This window comes from Geodermatophilus maliterrae (assembly GCF_041018925.1).
Taxonomy (GTDB): Bacteria; Actinomycetota; Actinomycetes; order Mycobacteriales; family Geodermatophilaceae; genus Geodermatophilus; species Geodermatophilus maliterrae.
Window position 1 is genome coordinate 1 of sequence record NZ_JBFNXQ010000063.1, and the last position, 17,052, is coordinate 17,052.

A 17,052-nucleotide genomic window follows, 5' to 3' on the forward strand; every position below is an offset into this window, starting at 1 on the left:
CGGCTGACCGGCCGGGGCGGCAGCCTTCTGCGCACCCGCGGCCGGCGCACCGGCAGCGGACGCACCGGCAGCGGACGCACCGGCAGCGGACGCACCGGTGGACGGACCGCCGGCAGGCGCACCGCCCGCGGACGCACCACCAGCAGACGGGCCACCGGCGGGAGAGGTCCCTGCCGGGCCGGCCGGCGACTGGTCCGCCTCGGGCGTCCTGTCCGCTCCGGCGCCGTCGCGGCGGACCCCGGTGCGCACCGCCTGCGGCCGGTCGCTCATGCCAGTCTCCCGTTCGCCTGCGGCCCTCGCCGCGTTCTCGCGCCCGGGTGTCCCGGCGCGGTGCCAGGGGCGCCCGGGCGCCGGTCGTTCCCGTCAGGAGGAGGCCGCAGGGAGCCGTGGCGCGTGGCCACGGTCCCCCGTGCTCCCGGTCCCACCCTAGGCGGCGGGCTCGTCGTTGTCCGTCGTGCGCGCGATGGCCACGATCGTCACGTCCTCGGGCAAGTTCATGAGCTTGACACCCATGGTGGCGCGGTCCTTGTTGTGCCGCACCCCGTTGACCGGGGTCCGGATGACGCCGCCGCCGGAGGTGATGGCGTACAGCTCGTCGCCGAGCTGCACCGCCAGGGCCCCGACCAGGTTGCCCTTGCGTGCCTTGGGGTCGGCGGTGAGCACGCCCTTGCCGCCGCGACCCTGGTTCGGGTAGTTCTCGATCCCGGTGCGCTTGGCGAAGCCGCGCTCGGTGGCGACGAGCACGTCGACGCCCTCCTCGACGACCATCATCGACAGCAGCGAGTCGTCCGAGCCCAGCGAGATCCCCCGGACGCCCTCGGTGGCCCGTCCCATCGGCCGCAGCGTGGCGTCGTCGGCCTTGAACCGGATCGACATCGCCTTGCGGGTGACCAGCAGCAGGTCCTGCTCGGGGTCGATGAGCGCCGCGCCGACCAGCTCGTCGCCGTCGCGCAGGTTGATCGCGATGACGCCGCCGGTGCGCGGGCTGTCGAAGTCGGTCAGCCGCGTCTTCTTCACCTGCCCGTTGGACGTGGCCAGGACCAGGTACGGGGCGACCCCGTAGTCCTTGATCTGCATGACCTGGGCGATCTTCTCGTCGGGCTGGAACGCCAGGATGTTGGCCACGTGCGCGCCGCGAGCGGTGCGGTTGGCCTCGGGCAGCTCGTAGGCCTTCGCCCGGTACACCCGGCCCTTGTTGGTGAAGAACAGGATCCAGTCGTGGGTGGAGCCCACGAAGAAGTGGTCGACGAGGTCGTCCTGCTTGAGGGCCGCACCCATCACGCCCTTGCCGCCGCGGCGCTGGGAGCGGTAGAGGTCGCTCTTGGTCCGCTTGGCGTAGCCGGTGCGGGTGATGGTGACGACGACCTCCTCCTCCGCGATGAGGTCCTCCATCGTCACGTCGCCGTCGTTGGCCACGAACTTGGTGCGCCGGTCGTCGCCGTACTTCTCGACGATCTCGGCCAGCTCGTCGCGGATGATCTCCCGCTGCCGCTGGGGCGAGTCGAGGATCGCCTGCAGCTCGGCGATGCGGGCCTCGATCTCGGCCAGCTCGTCCATGATCCGCTGGCGCTCGAGGGCGGCCAGCCGGCGCAGCTGCAGGTCGAGGATGGCGACGGCCTGGATCTCGTCGACGTCGAGGAGCTCCATCAGGCCGCTGCGGGCCGCCTCGGCCGACTCGCTGCTGCGGATGAGCGCGATGACCGCGTCGAGCTGGTCGAGGGCCTTGGCGTAGCCGCGCAGGATGTGCGCGCGCTCCTCGGCCTTGCGCAGCCGGTAGCGGGTCCGTCGCTGGATGACCTCGATCTGGTGGTCGACGTAGAGGCGCACCAGCTCGTCGAGGCGCAGCGTCCGCGGGACGCCGTCGACGATCGAGAGCATGTTGCAGCCGAAGGAGGTCTGCAGCTGGGTGTGCTTGTAGAGGTTGTTCAGCACGACCTTGGCCACGGCGTCGCGGCGCAGGGTGATGACCAGCCGGCGGCCGACCCGGTCGCTGGACTCGTCGGCGATCTCGCTGATGCCCTGCAGCCGGCCGTCCTTGACCGCGTCGGCGATCGCCTCGGCGAGGTTGTCCGGGTTGACCTGGTAGGGCAGCTCGGTGACGACCAGCTGCACCCGGCCGCGGGCGTCCTCCTCGACGGTGACCACCGCGCGCATGCGCACCGAGCCGCGGCCGGTGCGGTAGGCCTCGTCGATGCCCTCGCGGCCGACGATCAGGCCGTGGGTCGGGAAGTCGGGGCCCTTGATCCGCTCCATGCACGCGGTGAGGGCCTCCTCCGGCTCGGCGTCGGGGTGCTCGAGCACCCAGAACACCGCGGCGGCGACCTCGCGCAGGTTGTGCGGCGGCATGTTGGTGGCCATGCCGACGGCGATGCCGGCCGAGCCGTTGATCAGCAGGTTGGGGATGCGCCCCGGCAGGACCAGCGGCTCCTGGTTCTTGCCGTCGTAGTTGGGCTGGAAGTCGACGGTCTCCTCGTCGATGTTGGCCAGCATCTCCATGGCCAGCGGCGTGAGCCGGGCCTCGGTGTAGCGCATGGCCGCGGCCGGGTCGTTGCCCGGCGAGCCGAAGTTGCCCTGCCCGTCGACCAGCGGGTACCGCATGGACCACGGCTGGGCCAGCCGCACGAGGGCGTCGTAGATCGAGCTGTCGCCGTGCGGGTGGTAGTTACCCATCACCTCACCGACGACGCGGGCGCACTTGACGTACCCGCGGTCGGGGCGGAAGCCCTGGTCGTACATGGCGTACAGCACGCGGCGGTGCACGGGCTTGAGGCCGTCGCGGACCTCGGGCAGCGCGCGGCCCACGATGACGCTCATCGCGTAGTCGATGTAGCTGCGCTGCATCTCCTGCTGGAGGTCGACCGGCTCGACGCGGTCGCGGGGTGGTGTCTCGGTCACTCTTCAGGTCTCCACGGTTCAGGGGACGAGGTCGCTGCCCCATGCCGGCCCCCTCGGAGGGTCCCGCCGCGAGCCTGCGAGCGGTGGGGGCGAGGGGGTCCTTCGACTCACACGTCGAGGAAGCGGACGTCCTTGGCGTTGCGGGTGATGAAGCTGCGGCGGGCGTCGACGTCCTCGCCCATCAGCACGCTGAACAGCTCGTCGGCGGTCGCGGCGTCCTCGAGCGTGACCTGGAGCAGGATCCGCGTCTCGGGGTCCATCGTGGTCTCCCACAGCTCGGTGGCGTTCATCTCGCCGAGCCCCTTGAACCGCTGGATCGCGTCGTCCTTGGGCAGCTTGCGGCCGGCCTCGGCGCCGGCCTTGAGGACGGCGTCGCGCTCCTTGTCGCTGTAGACGTACTCGTCGCCGAACTTGCCGCCCCACTTGATCTTGTACAGCGGCGGCTGGGCCAGGTAGACGTAGCCGGCCTCGACCAGCGGCCGCATGAAGCGGAACAGCAGCGTCAGCAGCAGCGTGCGGATGTGCTGGCCGTCGACGTCGGCGTCGGCCATCAGGACGATCTTGTGGTACCGGAGCTTGGAGACGTCGAACTCGTCGTGGATGCCGGTGCCGAAGGCGGTGATCATCGACTGGACCTCGTTGTTCTTGAGGACCCGGTCGATGCGCGCCTTCTCGACGTTGATGATCTTGCCGCGGATCGGCAGGATCGCCTGGAACATCGAGTCGCGGCCGGACTTGGCCGAGCCGCCGGCCGAGTCGCCCTCGACGATGTAGATCTCCGAGGCGCGCGGGTCGGTGGAGCGGCAGTCGGCCAGCTTGCCCGGCAGCGAGTTGTTGCTCAGCAGGTTCTTGCGGGCCAGCTTGCGGGCGTCCTGCGCCGCGCGGCGGGCGCGGGCGGCCGAACTGGCCTTGGTGATGATGGTCTTGGCCTCGCTCGGGTTGGCCTCGAACCAGTGGGTGATCTGCTCGTTGCAGACCCGCTGCACGAAGCCCTTGACCTCGGTGTTGCCGAGCTTGGTCTTCGTCTGGCCCTCGAACTGCGGGTCGCCGAGCTTGACCGACACGATCGCGGCCAGGCCCTCGCGGATGTCCTCGCCGGTGAGCTTCTCGTCCTTCTCCTTGAGCAGCTTCTTCTCGACGGCGTAGCGGTTGACGATCGAGGTCAGCGCCGCGCGGAAGCCCTCCTCGTGGGTGCCGCCCTCGTGCGTGTTGATCGTGTTGGCGAAGGTGTAGACCGACTCCGAGTACGCGTCGGACCACTGCATCGCCACGTCGACCGACATCCGCATGTCGTTCTTGCCCAGGCCCTCGGCGCCGAAGCTGACCACCGACTTGTGGATGGGTGACTTCTTCGCGTTGATGTGCTTGACGTAGTCCTCGAGGCCGCCGTCGTAGCGGTAGGTGATCTCGGTGGCCTCGAACGCCGCCGCCTCGGCGCCGGGCTCCACGGCCGCCTCGGCGAGGGTGATCTCCTCGGCCATGCCGGACTCGACCTTGCTGTGTCCCGGTCGCTCGTCGCGCAGGACGATGGTCAGGCCCTTGTTGAGGAACGCCATCTCCTGCAGCCGGCGGCTGATGGTGTCGAAGGAGTAGGTGGTCGTCTCGAAGATGTCGCCGTCGGCCCAGAAGGTGATCTGGGTGCCGCGCTTCCTCGTCGGGCCGATCTCCTCGAGCGGGCCGGGCTTGGCCAGCACGTAGGACTGGTGCCACTCACGGCCGTCGCGCCAGACGCGCACGTCCAGGGCGCTGGACAGCGCGTTGACGACGGTGACGCCGACCCCGTGCAGGCCGCCGGAGACCGCGTAGCTCTTGCCGTCGAACTTGCCACCGGCGTGCAGCACCGTCATGACGACCTCGACGGTGGGCCGCTTCTCCCGCGGGTGCATGTCGACGGGGATGCCACGGCCGTTGTCCTCGACGCGGACCCCGCCGTCGGCGAGCAGGGTGACCCGCACGGTGTCGCAGTGGCCGGCCAGCGCCTCGTCGACGGAGTTGTCGACGACCTCCCACACCATGTGGTGGAGGCCGCGCTCCCCGGTCGAGCCGATGTACATGCCCGGCCGCTTGCGGACCGCCTCGAGCCCCTCGAGGACGGTGATGGAACTGCCGGAGTAGCTGTTGTCGGTCTGGGTCCGAGCGACCACGTGGGGCCCTTCTGTCACGCTCCCGGTGCGGGCGGCCCTCCCGACGGGGAGGGGCCCGAGGGCGCACAGCGCCGCTGAGCCGGATGCTGGGGATTCCTGACCTCCATGTTACCGGGTCCACCGACAGGAACGTCGCCGTCCACGCCCTGACGTGGCGCCTGCGCCACTCGCGGCACCGGCTGCACCACCTGTGCTGGCCCGGGGGTCGACACGCCCGCCCAGAGCCGCTGGACGGGTCGATCGGACGGCACCGTCCGCCACGGGCTCCCAGACTGGTGGACATGCAACCCGCGCAGCGCGCACTCACGTGTCTGGTCACCGGCGCCACCGGCTACGTCGGCGGCCGTCTCGTCCCCGAGCTGCTGGCCGCCGGCCACCGCGTCCGGGTGCTCACCCGCGCGCCGCGGAAGCTGCGCGACCGGCCCTGGATCGGGCAGGTGGAGGTCGCGGAGGCCGACGCCACCGACGCCGACGCGGTGGCCCGCGCCTGCGCGGACGTCGACGTCGCCTACTACCTCATCCACTCCCTCGGCAGCGGCCCGGAGTTCGAGGCGACGGAACGGCGGACGGCGGAGCTGATGGCCCGCGCGTCGAAGGAGGCCGGCATCGGCCGGCTGGTCTTCCTCGGCGGGCTCGAGCCGGAGGACGAGGAGCTCTCCCCGCACCTGCGCAGCCGGAGCGAGGTGGCACGGGTGCTGCTGGACTCCGGGGTGCCCACGGTGGTCCTGCGTGCGGCGATCATCCTCGGCTCGGGCTCGGTGTCCTTCGAGATGCTGCGCTACCTCACCGAGCGGCTGCCGGTCATGGTCACCCCGCGCTGGGTGCACAGCCGGATCCAGCCGATCGCCATCCGCGACGTCCTGCGCTACCTCGTGGGCTGCGCCACGCTGCCGCCCGACGTGCACCGCTCCTTCGACATCGGCGGCCCCGACGTCATGGACTACGCCACGATGATGCAGCGCTACGCCGAGGTGACCGGCCTGCCGCGGCGGCGGATCATCCCGGTCCCGATCTTCTCGCCGTCGCTGTCGAGCCACTGGGTCGGCGTCATCACGCCGGTCCCGGCGGGCATCGCCCGGCCACTGGTCGAGTCGCTGCGCAACACCGTCGTCTGCTCCGAGCACGACATCGCGCAGTACGTGCCCGACCCGCCCGGCGGGTTGCTCGGCTTCGACGAGGCGGTGCAGCTGGCCGTGCAGAAGGTCCGCAACAACGCCGTCGACACCCGGTGGTCCGGCGCCTCGGTGCCCGGGGCGCCGTCGGACCCGCTGCCCTCCGACCCCGACTGGGCCGGCGGCAGCCTGTACCTCGACGAGCGGAGCCGGGAGACCGACGCCTCGCCCGAGGCGCTGTGGCGGGTCGTCGAGGGCATCGGCGGGGAGACCGGCTGGTACAGCTTCCCGCTGGCCTGGGAGGTGCGCGGCTGGCTGGACCGGGCGGTCGGCGGCGTCGGCCTGCGCCGCGGCCGGCGCGACCCCCGCGACCTCTACGTCGGGGACGCGCTGGACTGGTGGCGGGTCGAGGAGCTCGACGAGGGCCGGCTGCTGCGGCTGCGCGCCGAGATGCGGCTGCCCGGTCTGGCCTGGCTGGAGTTCCACGTGGAACGTGCCGACTCGGGGCGCACCCGGCTGCGGCAGAAGGCGACCTTCCACCCGCTGGGCCTGCTCGGCCAGCTCTACTGGTGGAGCGTCTCGCCCTTCCACGGGATCGTCTTCGGCAGCATGATCCGCAACATCACCAAGACCGCCGAGGCGCTCGACGCACCCAGCGCGACGACGGCGGACCGGGCGGCGTAGTCCCCCCTCGGCCCACCGGCGACGCGCACGGTGACACGGCGGTCCTCCCGACGCAGCGCGTCCTCCCACACAGCAGCGCGTCCTCCCTGACGGTGGGCGGTCGGCGAGGGCGCGCCACGATCAGTGGAAGGACCCCCTGCCGCCCACCACTCGCAGGCTCGCGGCGGGACCCTGCAGGGGGCCGGGCCGTGCCTCAGACGAGGAGCTGGGCGGTGGCCAGCTCGCGGTAGAGCGGGCTGGTCTCCACCAGCTCGGCGTGCGTGCCGCGGGCGACCACGCGGCCGGCGTCGAGGACGACGATCTGGTCGCTGTCGAGCACGGTGGACAGCCGGTGGGCGACGACGAGCAGCGCCCGGTCGGCGGCCGCCGCGGCCAGCGTCTGGCGCAGCAGCCCCTCGTTGCGGGCGTCGAGGCTGGCCGTCGGCTCGTCGAGCAGCAGCAGCGCCGGGCGGGACAGCAGCGACCGGGCGATCGCCAGCCGCTGCCGCTCGCCACCCGACAGCAGCACGCCCTCGTCGCCGACCGGCACGTCCAGGCCGCGCGCCGAGCGCTGCACCACGCCGGTCAGGCCGACGTCGGCGAGCACCGCCCACAGCTCGTCGTCACCGGCGTCCGGCGCGGCCAGCAGCAGGTTCTCCCGCACCGTCCCGGCCAGTACCGGCGCCTCCTGCTCGACGTAGCCGAGCCGGGCCCGCAGCGCCGCGCGCGGCAGCTCGCGGACGTCGGTGCCGGCCCACCGGATCGCGCCGCCCGACAGCGGGTAGAAGCCCTCGACCAGGGCCAGGACCGTGGACTTTCCCGCGCCCGAGGGCCCCACCAGCGCCACGCGGCTGCCGGGCGGCACGGCGAGGGAGACCCCGCGCAGCACCTCCGTGCCGTCGGGGTAGGCGAACGAGACGTCGTCGAGCTCGAGCAGCGGGGCGGGTGAGCCGGGCGCGGGGACGCGGGGCGCCGTCGTCGCGCCGCCCACCTCGGCGGCGTCGTCGCGCTCGGGCTCGAGCGCCAGGACCTCCTGCACGCGGGCCAGGGCGCCCAGCCCGGTCTGCAGCTGGGTCCACGCCCCGATCGCCTGGCCCAGGGGCATGACCAGCAGGAACAGGTAGAGGATGAACGCGACCAGGTCCGCGACGGCGATCGAGCCGGTCGCCACCCGGTAGCCACCCAGCCCCAGGACGGCGAGGAACGCGCCCTGGACGGCGATCGACCCGGCCGGCGCCACCAGCGCCTCCACGCGGGCCACCGAGACGCCGGCCCGGTAGGCGCGCGCCGCGCTCTCGCCGACGCCGGCCACCTCGCGGGCCGTGGCCCCGCTGGCCCGGATGGTGCGCACCGCCGACAGCGCCCGCTCGACCGACGCCGTCATCGCGCCGACCTCCTCCTGCGCCTCGCGGGACAGCTTCCGCACCCGCCGGCTGGTGCTGACCACCACGGTCAGCCCCACCGCGACGGAGGTGACCGTGACCAGCAGCAGCCAGACGTCGACCAGCGCCATGGCCACCAGCGCGCCGACGCCGACGACCGCCGACCCCGCCACCTCGACCACGCCGGAGGTCACCGTCGCCCGCAGCATCGTGGTGTCGGCGCCGATGCGGGACATCAGGTCGCCGGTGCGGCGGCGGTCGTACTCGGCCACCGGCAGCCGCAGCAGCCGGTCGGCCAGCGTCCGGCGGGTGGTGAGGACGACGCCCTCGCCGGTGCGCTGCAGGAGGTAGGACTGCACGGCGTTGAGCACCGCCCCGGCGACCAGGACGAGCAGCAGCGCGGCGACGGCGGGCAGCAGCGGCCGGCCCGCGGCGACGGCGGAGATCACCCGGCCGGTGAGCGCCGGCTGGGCCAGCGCCGCGGCGGCGCCCACCAGCGACAGCCCGGCGGCCAGCAGCAGCGGACGGCGGTGCGGCCGGACCAGCGGCAGCAGCTCGCGCAGCCCGGCGGCCGGGGTCGGCGCCGGAGCGGGCGCCGGGGCGGCGTCGACGGGCGTGGTGCTGCCGGGAGCGTCGTCGAGGGCCGACCCGGGCGTCGGGTCGCCGTCGGTGGGGGGCGTGCTGTCGGTGGGGGGCGTGCTGTCGGTGGGGACGGCCACGTCGGCTTCCCGGTCTCGCCGCTCGGGTGCCGGGATCAGGCGACGCCGGCGAGGGCGGAGACCATGGCACCGAGCAGCCGCGCGTGGTGCTCGAGCAGCTCCGGCCGGTGGCCGTCGGGCCGGATGGCGGCGAGGTGCCCGGCGGCGGCCCAGAACTCGTCGCCGTCGTCGGTGCCCAGCAGGAGCCCGCGCACGGCCGGGTCGGCCACGAGCCGGCGCACCGCCTCGCCGTCCTCGCCGGCCAGCAGCACCCAGCGGGCGTCGAAGACCTCGTCGCCGCTGGGCACCGGCACCAGCCCGCCGGTGCGGTGCCGCCAGAAGCGGGCCGGGGACAGCCGCAGGCCCGGCAGCGGCAGCAGCACCGGCGCGGCGGTGACGGCGTACTGCGGCACGGTGTAGCGCTTGTCGACGAAGACGACGTCGAAGGCCACCAGCTCCAGCGCACCGGCCCGCCCGCGCATGACGCCGGCCGGGCGGTGGTCCTTCGTCGCGCGGACCGGCGCGGTGGCCACCAGCTCGGCGAGGACGGCGTCCTCCGGCGCGGTCCCGTCGGAGATCGCCCAGCCGTGCTGCAGCGCCCAGCCCTGGGCGCCCACCGGGTCACCCTGGTAGCGGAAGACCTGCTCGACCACCGACGGCGGCCGCAGCCGCGGACCCCAGGCGACCCCGCCCGCCTGTGGCTGCCCGACGTCCACCTGCCGCCCGGCGTCCTGCGGCCCGGCCGCCGGCTGCGCGGGCTCCTCGGTGGGCCGGCGCTCGTCCTCGGCCGGCGGCAGGTCCCAGCCCGGCGGCTGCCAGGCGCTCGCGCCGGAGCCGGCGCCCGGCCGTCCCTTGGTCAGGTCGACGCCGTCCCCGTCGCCCAGGTGGGCCGGCTCCTGCCAGCCGTCGGGCCGGCCCTCGTCGCCGGGGCGGCGGTCGTCGTCACGGTCGTGGTCGCTCGGGCCGCTCATCGCTGCACCGTCCTCCCGGGTGCCCGGTCCGCGCCGGGCGTGCCCTCATCCGTACGTGTCGCGGGGCCCCCGCCCGCGGACCGACCGCGGGCCCTTCTTCCAGCTGGGGGCCGTCGGTCCGACAACGCGCAGCCGGGTCACGACGTCCCCGCCGACCTGCGCGCGCAGCCTGGCGAGGATGGTCGGGGCCAGCAGCCGCAGCTGCGTGGCCCAGGCGGTGGACTCGGCGACGACGAGCAGCTCGCCCTCGGTGAGCGTCTCGGGGCGGCAGTGCGCCGCGATGTCGGGCCCGACCAGCGCCGACCAGCGGCCGAACACCGCGCCCACCCGTGTCTGCTCCGACCAGTCCTGCGTGGTGACCAGCGAGTCGACGAGCCGGGCCAGCGGCTGCGGGTCGTCGTCGCCGGGGTGCGGCCCGGTCCACCGCCGCCGCGGGCCGGCCACCCGGCGGCGGGTGGGGGCCGGCCGCGCCGCCGACGCCGCCCGGGCCGCCTCGAGCGCGGCACGGGCGATGTCGCTGGGCCGGGCCGGACGGTCGTCAGACACCGGGCACCTCCTCCTCGGTGGAGTCCACCACCGTCGCCGTCCCGTCGGAGACCTCCACGCGCGCTCCCCTCAGCTCCTCGGGGACGTCGTCGAGGACGGCCGCGGTGATGAGCGTCTGCTCCGCCGAGCGGGCGACGTCGGCGAGTGCGGCCCGCCGGCCGGCGTCCAGGGTGGCGAAGACGTCGTCCAGGACCAGGATCGGCTCCTCGCCGTCGGCCCGCAGCAGGGCGAAGCAGCCGAGCTTGAGGGCCAGCGCCAGCGACCACGACTCCCCGTGGCTGGCGAAGCCCTTGGCCGGCGCGGGCCCCAGGTGCAGCACCAGGTCGTCGCGGTGCGGGCCGACCAGCGTCACGCCGCGGTCGACCTCGTCACGCCGGCGCTCGGCGATCCGCTCGCGCAGCGCCGCGGACAGCTCGGCGGCCGGCGGCGTCGCGGCGCCGGGCTCCAGCGGGGACCCGTCGCCGGCCCGCGGCACGCTGCTGGCGTAGCCCAGGCCCGCGGTCACGGAGCCCGGTCCGGCGACGCCGGCGTAGGCGCGGGCCACGTGCGGCGCCAGGTCGGCGACCAGCGCCAGGCGGGCGGCCAGCAGCTGCCCGCCGAGCTCGACCAGGTGGGTGTCCCAGACGTCGAGGGTGGCCAGCGCGTCGCCGCGGGCCATCCGGGCGGTCTTGAGCAGGGCGTTGCGCTGCTTGAGCACCCGCTCGTAGTCGCTGCGGACGCCGGCCAGTCGCGGGGTGCGGCTGACCAGCAGGTCGTCGAGGAAGCGCCGCCGCTCGGCCGGGTCGCCGCGCACCAGCGCGAGGTCCTCGGGGGCGAACAGCACGGTCTTGACCAGGCCCAGCAGCTCACGCGGGCGGGGCAGCGCGGCCCGGTTCACCCGCACCCGGTTGGCCCGCCCGGGGTTGACCTCCACCTCGACGAGCAGCTCGCGGTCCTCGCGCCGCAGCGCCGCCCGGACGACGGCCTGCGCCGCCCCGTGCCGCACCAGCGGGGCGTCGGCCGACACGCGGTGGCTGCTCATGGTCGCGAGGTAGCCGACCGCCTCCACGAGGTTGGTCTTGCCCTCCCCGTTGCCGCCGACGAACACCGTGGGACCCGGCCGCAGCGCCAGGTCGACCTTCTCCCAGCTGCGGAACGAGACCAGCTGCAGGTGCCGGACGTACACCTCAGACCAGGCCCGGTGACGAGGTGCCGGAACGGCCCTCCTGCAGGGGCCCGCCGCGAGCCTCCGTCGGCCCTCCTGCAGGGCCCCACCGCGAGCCTCCGTCGGCCTTCCGGGGAGGCAGGGAGGTCCTCACCGAGGGGCAGGCAGGTCCTTCCCCGGGGGCAGGAGGGTCCTCCATCACGCGGGCCGCTCGACCTCCTCTGCCCGGACGCCGTGCACCGCGTGCCCGCCGAACTGGTTGCGCAGCGCGGCCACCGCCTTCATGGTCGGGGAGTCCTCCTGGCGGGAGGAGAACCGGGCGAACAGCGAGGCGGCGATCGCCGGCATGGGGACGGCGTTGTCGATGGCCTCCATGACCGTCCAGCGGCCCTCACCGGAGTCCTCGGCGTACCCGGAGATCTTCTCCAGGGTGGGGTCCTCCTGCAGCGCGCGGACCAGCAGGTCCAGCAGCCACGAGCGGATGACGGTGCCCTGGGTCCACGAGGCGACGACGCCGGGCACGTCCTCGACGAGGTCGACGGCGGCCAGCAGCTCGTAGCCCTCGCCGTACGCCTGCATCATCGCGTACTCGATCCCGTTGTGGACCATCTTCGCGTAGTGGCCGGCCCCGACCGGGCCGGCGTGCACGAAGCCCGCGCCGGGGATGGGCTCCCCCGCCTCGTCGGTCGGCGAGGGCGGCTTGAGCGCGTCGAACACCGGCTGCACCTTGGCGACGTCCTCGGCGGAGCCCCCGACCATCAGCGCGTAGCCGTTCTCCAGGCCCCACACCCCGCCGGAGACGCCGGCGTCGACGTAGCCGATGCCCTTCTCGCCCAGGATCTCGGCGTGCACCTTGTCGTCGGTGAACTTGGAGTTGCCGCCGTCGACGACGACGTCGCCCGGCTCGAGCAGCTCCCCCAGTTCACGGACGGTCTGCCGCGTGGGGTCACCGGCCGGGACCATCACCCACACCACGCGCGGGGCCGACAGCGCGCCGACGAGCCCCTCCAGGCTGTCGACGTCCCGCTTGCCGGGCGCGCGGTCGTACCCGACGACCTCGTGACCGGCGCGGCGCAGCCGCTCGGCCATGTTGCCGCCCATCTTGCCCAGCCCGATCAGCCCCAGCTGCACGGCTCTCGTCCTCTCCTCGCAGTAGAAGGACCCTCCTGCCCCCACCGCTCGAGGCTCGGGGCGGGACCCTGCAGGAGGGCCGACGTGGTGTGCGGTGCCCGGGCCGGTGGCTCCGAACACCTGGCCCCGTCCCGGGTCCCACCGTGAGCTCGCGGAGGACGGGGAGGACGGGGTCCGTCAGCCGGGCAGGCGCACCGGCATGATCAGGTAGCGGTAGCTGCCCGGGCGGTCGGCGGGGCGCTGGGCCCCGTCCCCGTCGTCCGCGGCCGGCTCCTCGACGCCGGAGAGCACGGCCGGCTTGAGCGGGCTGGTGAAGTCCATCCGCGCCCGGCCGGTGTGCACAGCGGCCAGCCCGTCGAGCAGGAACGTCGGGTTGAAGCCGATGGTCAGCGGGTCGCCGTCGAACTCGACGTCGCAGCGCTCCTCGGCCTGGCCCTCGTCGTCGCTGCCGCCGGCGCGCAGGGTGACCTGACCGGGGGCGAACTCGCAGCGCAGCGGGGTGCCCCGCTCGGCGACCAGCGCCACGCGCTTGGCGGCGTCGGTGAACTGCACGACCGGCAGCGTCGCGTTGGCGCTGGACTCGCTCGGCATGATCGCCCGGTACTTCACGAACTCGGCGTCGAGCAGCCGGGTGGTGGTCTGCCGGTCCTTGCCCGACAGGCCGAGGATGCCCTCGCCCGAGCCGCCGGAGGACAGGGAGACGACGATCTCCGGGCCGCTGGTGAGCGTCCGGGCCGCCTCGGCGAGCGTGCGGGCGGGCACCAGCACGGCGGCCGACAGCCCCGGGGTCTCCGGGCGCCAGGAGAACTCGCGCACGGCCAGCCGGTAGCGGTCGGTGGCGGCGAGGGTCACCCGGTCGTCGTCGATCTCCAGCCGCACGCCGGTGAGCATGGGGAGGGTGTCGTCGCGCCCGGCGGCGACGGCTACCTGGGCGACCGCCTCGGCGAAGACGTCGCTGTCGACCACGCCGGCCGACGACGGCATGGACGGAAGGGACGGGTAGTCCTCGACCGGCAGCGTCGGCAGGCTGAAGCGGGCGTTGCCGCAGGTGATCGACAGGCGCGGGCCCTCGGCGCGGACGTCGACCGGGTGCGGCGGCAGCGCCCGGGTGATCTCGGCGAGCAGCCGGCCGGGGACGAGCACGCGTCCGCTCTCCCCGCCCTGCACGTCGACCTCCGCGCGCGCGGAGACCTCGTAGTCGAAGCCGGACACCGACAGCTGGCTGCCGTCGACCTCGAGCAGGATGCCGGCGAGCACCGGCACCGACGGGCGCGGCGGCAGGCTGCGCGCCGTCCACGCGACGGCATCGGCGAGCACCTCGCGTGTCACCCGGAACTCCATGACCGACCCACCCCAGCTCTGCACGGCCCACTGCTCTGTCGTCTGCGCACCGCTGCTGTCCGGCGTCCGTGCGCCGACCGGGCGCGGTGCGTCGTTCATCGTGCCCGTCCGGCCTGGTCCGAGGGAACCCGGGACCCGATCGAGGCCCGTTGCACCTGTCCCTGAGCCCGGGGAGCTGCGGCCCGGGTGACCCCCCGGGCCGCAGCTCCCCACCCCTACTGGGGTTCAAGGAATCCTCGACATCTCTCCCTCATCTCCGTCATCACCGGTGTGGAATCTGGGGATCGGACCCCTTTCCGCAGGTCAGCCCGGAAGTCGACATGTTGGTCCGGTGTGGGCAACCGGTGTCCCGCTGTTGTCGACACGTGGACATCTCGACGCCCGTGCACACCCACCGTCCGTCGTCCACCCGCTGTCCCCCGTCCCTCCCGGGTCCGTCCCCAGTCCGTACCCAGCCCCTCGGCGGCGTCGGGCGACGGCGGCGGGCTCCGGGGCATGTGACGCGTCCTCGACGGGGCATCCGTGCAGGTCCGCGCCCTGTCGCCCGTCCACTGCACAGGATGGGGACGGCTCTGGGGACGGCGGGACGCCTCGACCCCGACCGCGGTCCGGCCGGGTACGGGTCGCGCCGGTATCGAGACGATCTCCCCAGGGTGTGCACATCCCTGGGGACAACTCCTCGACGTGTCGACAGCGCAGGGGCGGCCGACCGGCGCGGATGCCCGCGACGACGGGCTCCACGGGCAGGTCGCCGTCCTCCCCCCCGGTTGTGGACAGCCGCGGGACGGAGGCGCGCGACGGCGTGCAGAACGGCAGGTCGCCGGGGCCCACGCGAGCGGCCGACCGTGGTCGTCAGCGCGACAGAGGGCGGCAGCTGGCCGGCGGACCGGGCAGCGCGCCGGAGGGTCCCGGAGGAGGGAGGGCCGCAGCGGCTCGGCCCGGCAGGGGGACGGCACCTGGCGGTGGTGCGATCGACGAGTGGGGCCCGGAGGACCGCCGTGTCACTGCCGGGCGCGGCTCTTGATCCGTGCGGTCAGCTCGGTGACCTGCGTGTACGTCGCGCGGCGCTCGCTCATCAGGTTGGTGATCTTCTTGACGGCGTGCATGACGGTGGTGTGGTCCTTGCCGCCGAAGGAGGCACCGATCCGCGGCAGGGACAGCTCGGTGAGCTCCCGGCACAGGTACATGGCGATCTGGCGGGCGTTGACCAGCGTGCGGCTGCGGTTGGCGCCCTGCAGCTCCTCCATCGTCACGGAGAAGTACTCCGCGGTCGCCGCCATGATGATCGCCGCGGTGATCTGCGGGCCCTGCTCGTCGCTGATCAGGTCCTTGAGCACCAGCTCGGCCAGCGGGAGGTCGACCTGCTGCTTGTTGAGGCTGGCGAACGCGGTGACCCGGATCAGCGCGCCCTCGAGCTCGCGGATGTTGGTCTGCACCTTGCTGGCGATGAACTCCAGCACCGGGTCGGGCGCCTGCAGGCGCTCCCCGTAGGCCTTCTTGCGCAGGATCGCGATGCGGGTCTCCAGGTCCGGCGCCTGGACGTCGGTGATCAGCCCCCACTCGAACCGCGTGCGCAGCCGGTCCTCCAGCGTCGTCAGCTTCTTCGGCGCCCGGTCGGAGGTGATGACGATCTGCTTGCTGGCGTTGTGCAGCGTGTTGAAGGTGTGGAAGAACTCCTCCTGCGTCCGCTCGGCGCGCTCCAGGAACTGGATGTCGTCGATGAGCAGGAAGTCGATGTCCCGGTAGCGGCGGCGGAAGTCCTCGGCCCGGCCGGAGTGCACCAGGTTGATGAACTCGTTGGTGAACTCCTCGGTGCTGACGTAGCGCACCCGCACGTTGGGGAACATCCGCGCCGCGTAGTGCCCGATCGCGTGCAGCAGGTGCGTCTTGCCCAGCCCCGAGTCGCCGTAGACGAACAGCGGGTTGTACGCCCGCGCCGGCGCCTCGGCGACGGCGACGGCCGCGGCGTGGGCGAACCGGTTGCTGTTGCCGATGACGAAGCTGTCGAAGACGTACTTGGGGTTCAGGCCCGGGTCCAGACCCGGCGGACGGCGGTCGCCGAACAGCGGCACCGCGCTCCCGCCCCCGCGCGTGCCCGTGCTGCGTCGCGGCGGACCGTCGACGTCCTCGGGCACCCCGGCGGGGACGTCGTCGTCGCCGAGGTCGAAGGGCAGCACCTCGGCGCCCTCCCCCGGGCGCGGACCGCGGCGCCGGCCGCCGCTGCGGCCCCGGCCGGCGGGGCTCCAGTCGGTGGCACCCCACTCGTCGGCCCCGGGGCGCTCGGCCGGCTCACCGGCACCGGCCGAGGCGGCCGGGACGTCGTACGCCGGAGGGTCGTAGGACGGCGGGTCGTAGGCGGGCGCGGGGTCGAAGCCGGCCCCGTCGAAGGACCGGTCCAGCGGGCGCGCGTCGCTGCGCACGCCGAAGGCGCTGCGCCCGTCGTCGGCCCGCTCACGGTCCTCGTCGGTGTGCCGGTCCTCGGCCGGGGGTGTCCAGGGCCGGCGGGTCGGGGCGTCCGTCCGCGCCGGCGCGACGTCGGCGGGGCTGTCCTCGAGCTGGACGGCGACCCGGATGTCGCGGCCGAACTGCTCGGACAGCGCCTCGGCCAGCACCCGGCGCATGCGCGACTCGAGCACGGTCTGGGTGAACTCGTTGGGCGCGGCGAGCACCGCGGTGTCCTCGACCAGCCCCAGCGGCCGGGTCAGGTCGAGCATCGCGTTCTGCTGGCGGGTCAGGCTGGTGGCCAGCCGTTCGCGGACCGAGTCCCAGACCGTCGCCAGATCGACCGTGGCATCGGCCATGTCCGTGTCCTCCCCACGCAGTTCGTCCCCGCCGTCGGCTCACCCGGCGTCCCCGGGAGCCGACCCGGCGTCCCCGCTCCGCGCGGGCCCGCGGCTGTCCGGTTGTGGACATCCGGACACAGGTGTTCCACACGAGTGTCCACAGGCTGTGCACGGCCGGCGACACGGCGCTCGGCGAGCCCGCTCCGGCGGGCTCTCCCCGTGCGTCGTCACTGGTCGGGAGG

At 73.9% G+C, this 17,052-nt stretch carries 10 protein-coding genes; 1 reads left to right on the forward strand and 9 read right to left on the reverse strand.

Features of this window, described 5'->3' with window-relative positions:
* Positions 1-426: 426 nt before the first annotated feature.
* Positions 427-2,895 (reverse strand): DNA gyrase subunit A, encoded by a 2,469-nt coding sequence (gene gyrA, locus ABQ292_RS17720; RefSeq protein ID WP_369208799.1) that lies wholly within the window; start codon positions 2,893-2,895, stop codon positions 427-429.
* Positions 2,896-3,002: 107 nt separating this feature from the next.
* Entirely contained in the window at positions 3,003-5,039 is a 2,037-nt protein-coding gene (gene gyrB / locus ABQ292_RS17725) for a DNA topoisomerase (ATP-hydrolyzing) subunit B (RefSeq protein ID WP_369208801.1), read from the reverse strand.
* 281 nt (positions 5,040-5,320) lie between these two features.
* Here gyrB and ABQ292_RS17730 point away from each other — a divergent pair, with 281 nt between their 5' ends.
* Entirely contained in the window at positions 5,321-6,835 is a 1,515-nt protein-coding gene (locus tag ABQ292_RS17730) for an SDR family oxidoreductase (RefSeq protein ID WP_369208803.1), read from the forward strand.
* Positions 6,836-7,028: 193 nt separating this feature from the next.
* Here ABQ292_RS17730 and ABQ292_RS17735 read toward each other — a convergent pair whose 3' ends face one another.
* From ABQ292_RS17735 to dnaA, 7 genes are all read right to left on the reverse strand, one after another.
* Complete coding sequence (locus ABQ292_RS17735) at positions 7,029-8,915, reverse strand: ABC transporter ATP-binding protein (RefSeq protein ID WP_369208805.1); 1,887 nt, start codon at positions 8,913-8,915, stop codon at positions 7,029-7,031.
* A 35-nt stretch (positions 8,916-8,950) separates the two neighbouring features.
* A complete protein-coding gene (locus ABQ292_RS17740; protein ID WP_369208807.1) occupies positions 8,951-9,865 on the reverse strand; it encodes a hypothetical protein in 915 nt (304 codons plus the stop codon).
* A 45-nt stretch (positions 9,866-9,910) separates the two neighbouring features.
* Entirely contained in the window at positions 9,911-10,411 is a 501-nt protein-coding gene (locus ABQ292_RS17745; RefSeq protein ID WP_369208809.1) for a DciA family protein, read from the reverse strand.
* Positions 10,404-11,576, reverse strand: a complete 1,173-nt coding sequence (recF, locus tag ABQ292_RS17750) for a DNA replication/repair protein RecF (protein WP_369208811.1) — start codon at positions 11,574-11,576, stop codon at positions 10,404-10,406. Before recF ends, ABQ292_RS17745 begins: the two co-directional genes overlap by 8 nt.
* 177 nt (positions 11,577-11,753) lie before the next feature.
* Positions 11,754-12,686: a phosphogluconate dehydrogenase (NAD(+)-dependent, decarboxylating) gene (gene gnd, locus ABQ292_RS17755; RefSeq protein WP_369208813.1), complete on the reverse strand. Its 933-nt coding sequence runs from the start codon at positions 12,684-12,686 to the stop codon at positions 11,754-11,756.
* A 177-nt stretch (positions 12,687-12,863) separates the two neighbouring features.
* The gene (gene dnaN / locus ABQ292_RS17760; protein WP_369208815.1) at positions 12,864-14,051 is read right to left on the reverse strand and encodes a DNA polymerase III subunit beta; all 1,188 of its coding nucleotides are present in this window, start codon (positions 14,049-14,051) and stop codon (positions 12,864-12,866) included.
* 977 nt (positions 14,052-15,028) lie between these two features.
* Positions 15,029-16,828, reverse strand: a complete 1,800-nt coding sequence (dnaA, locus tag ABQ292_RS17765; RefSeq protein WP_369208817.1) for a chromosomal replication initiator protein DnaA — start codon at positions 16,826-16,828, stop codon at positions 15,029-15,031.
* Between the last annotated feature and the right edge of the window lie 224 nt (positions 16,829-17,052).

Excerpts from the sequence above, each read along its gene's own strand:
- ABQ292_RS17730 (WP_369208803.1), top strand. The coding sequence starts at position 5,321 with ATGCAACCCGCGCAGCGCGCACTCACGTGTCTGGTCACCGGCGCCACC.
- ABQ292_RS17740 (WP_369208807.1), bottom strand. The coding sequence starts at position 9,865 with ATGAGCGGCCCGAGCGACCACGACCGTGACGACGACCGCCGCCCCGGC.
- dnaA (WP_369208817.1), bottom strand. The coding sequence starts at position 16,828 with ATGGCCGATGCCACGGTCGATCTGGCGACGGTCTGGGACTCGGTCCGC.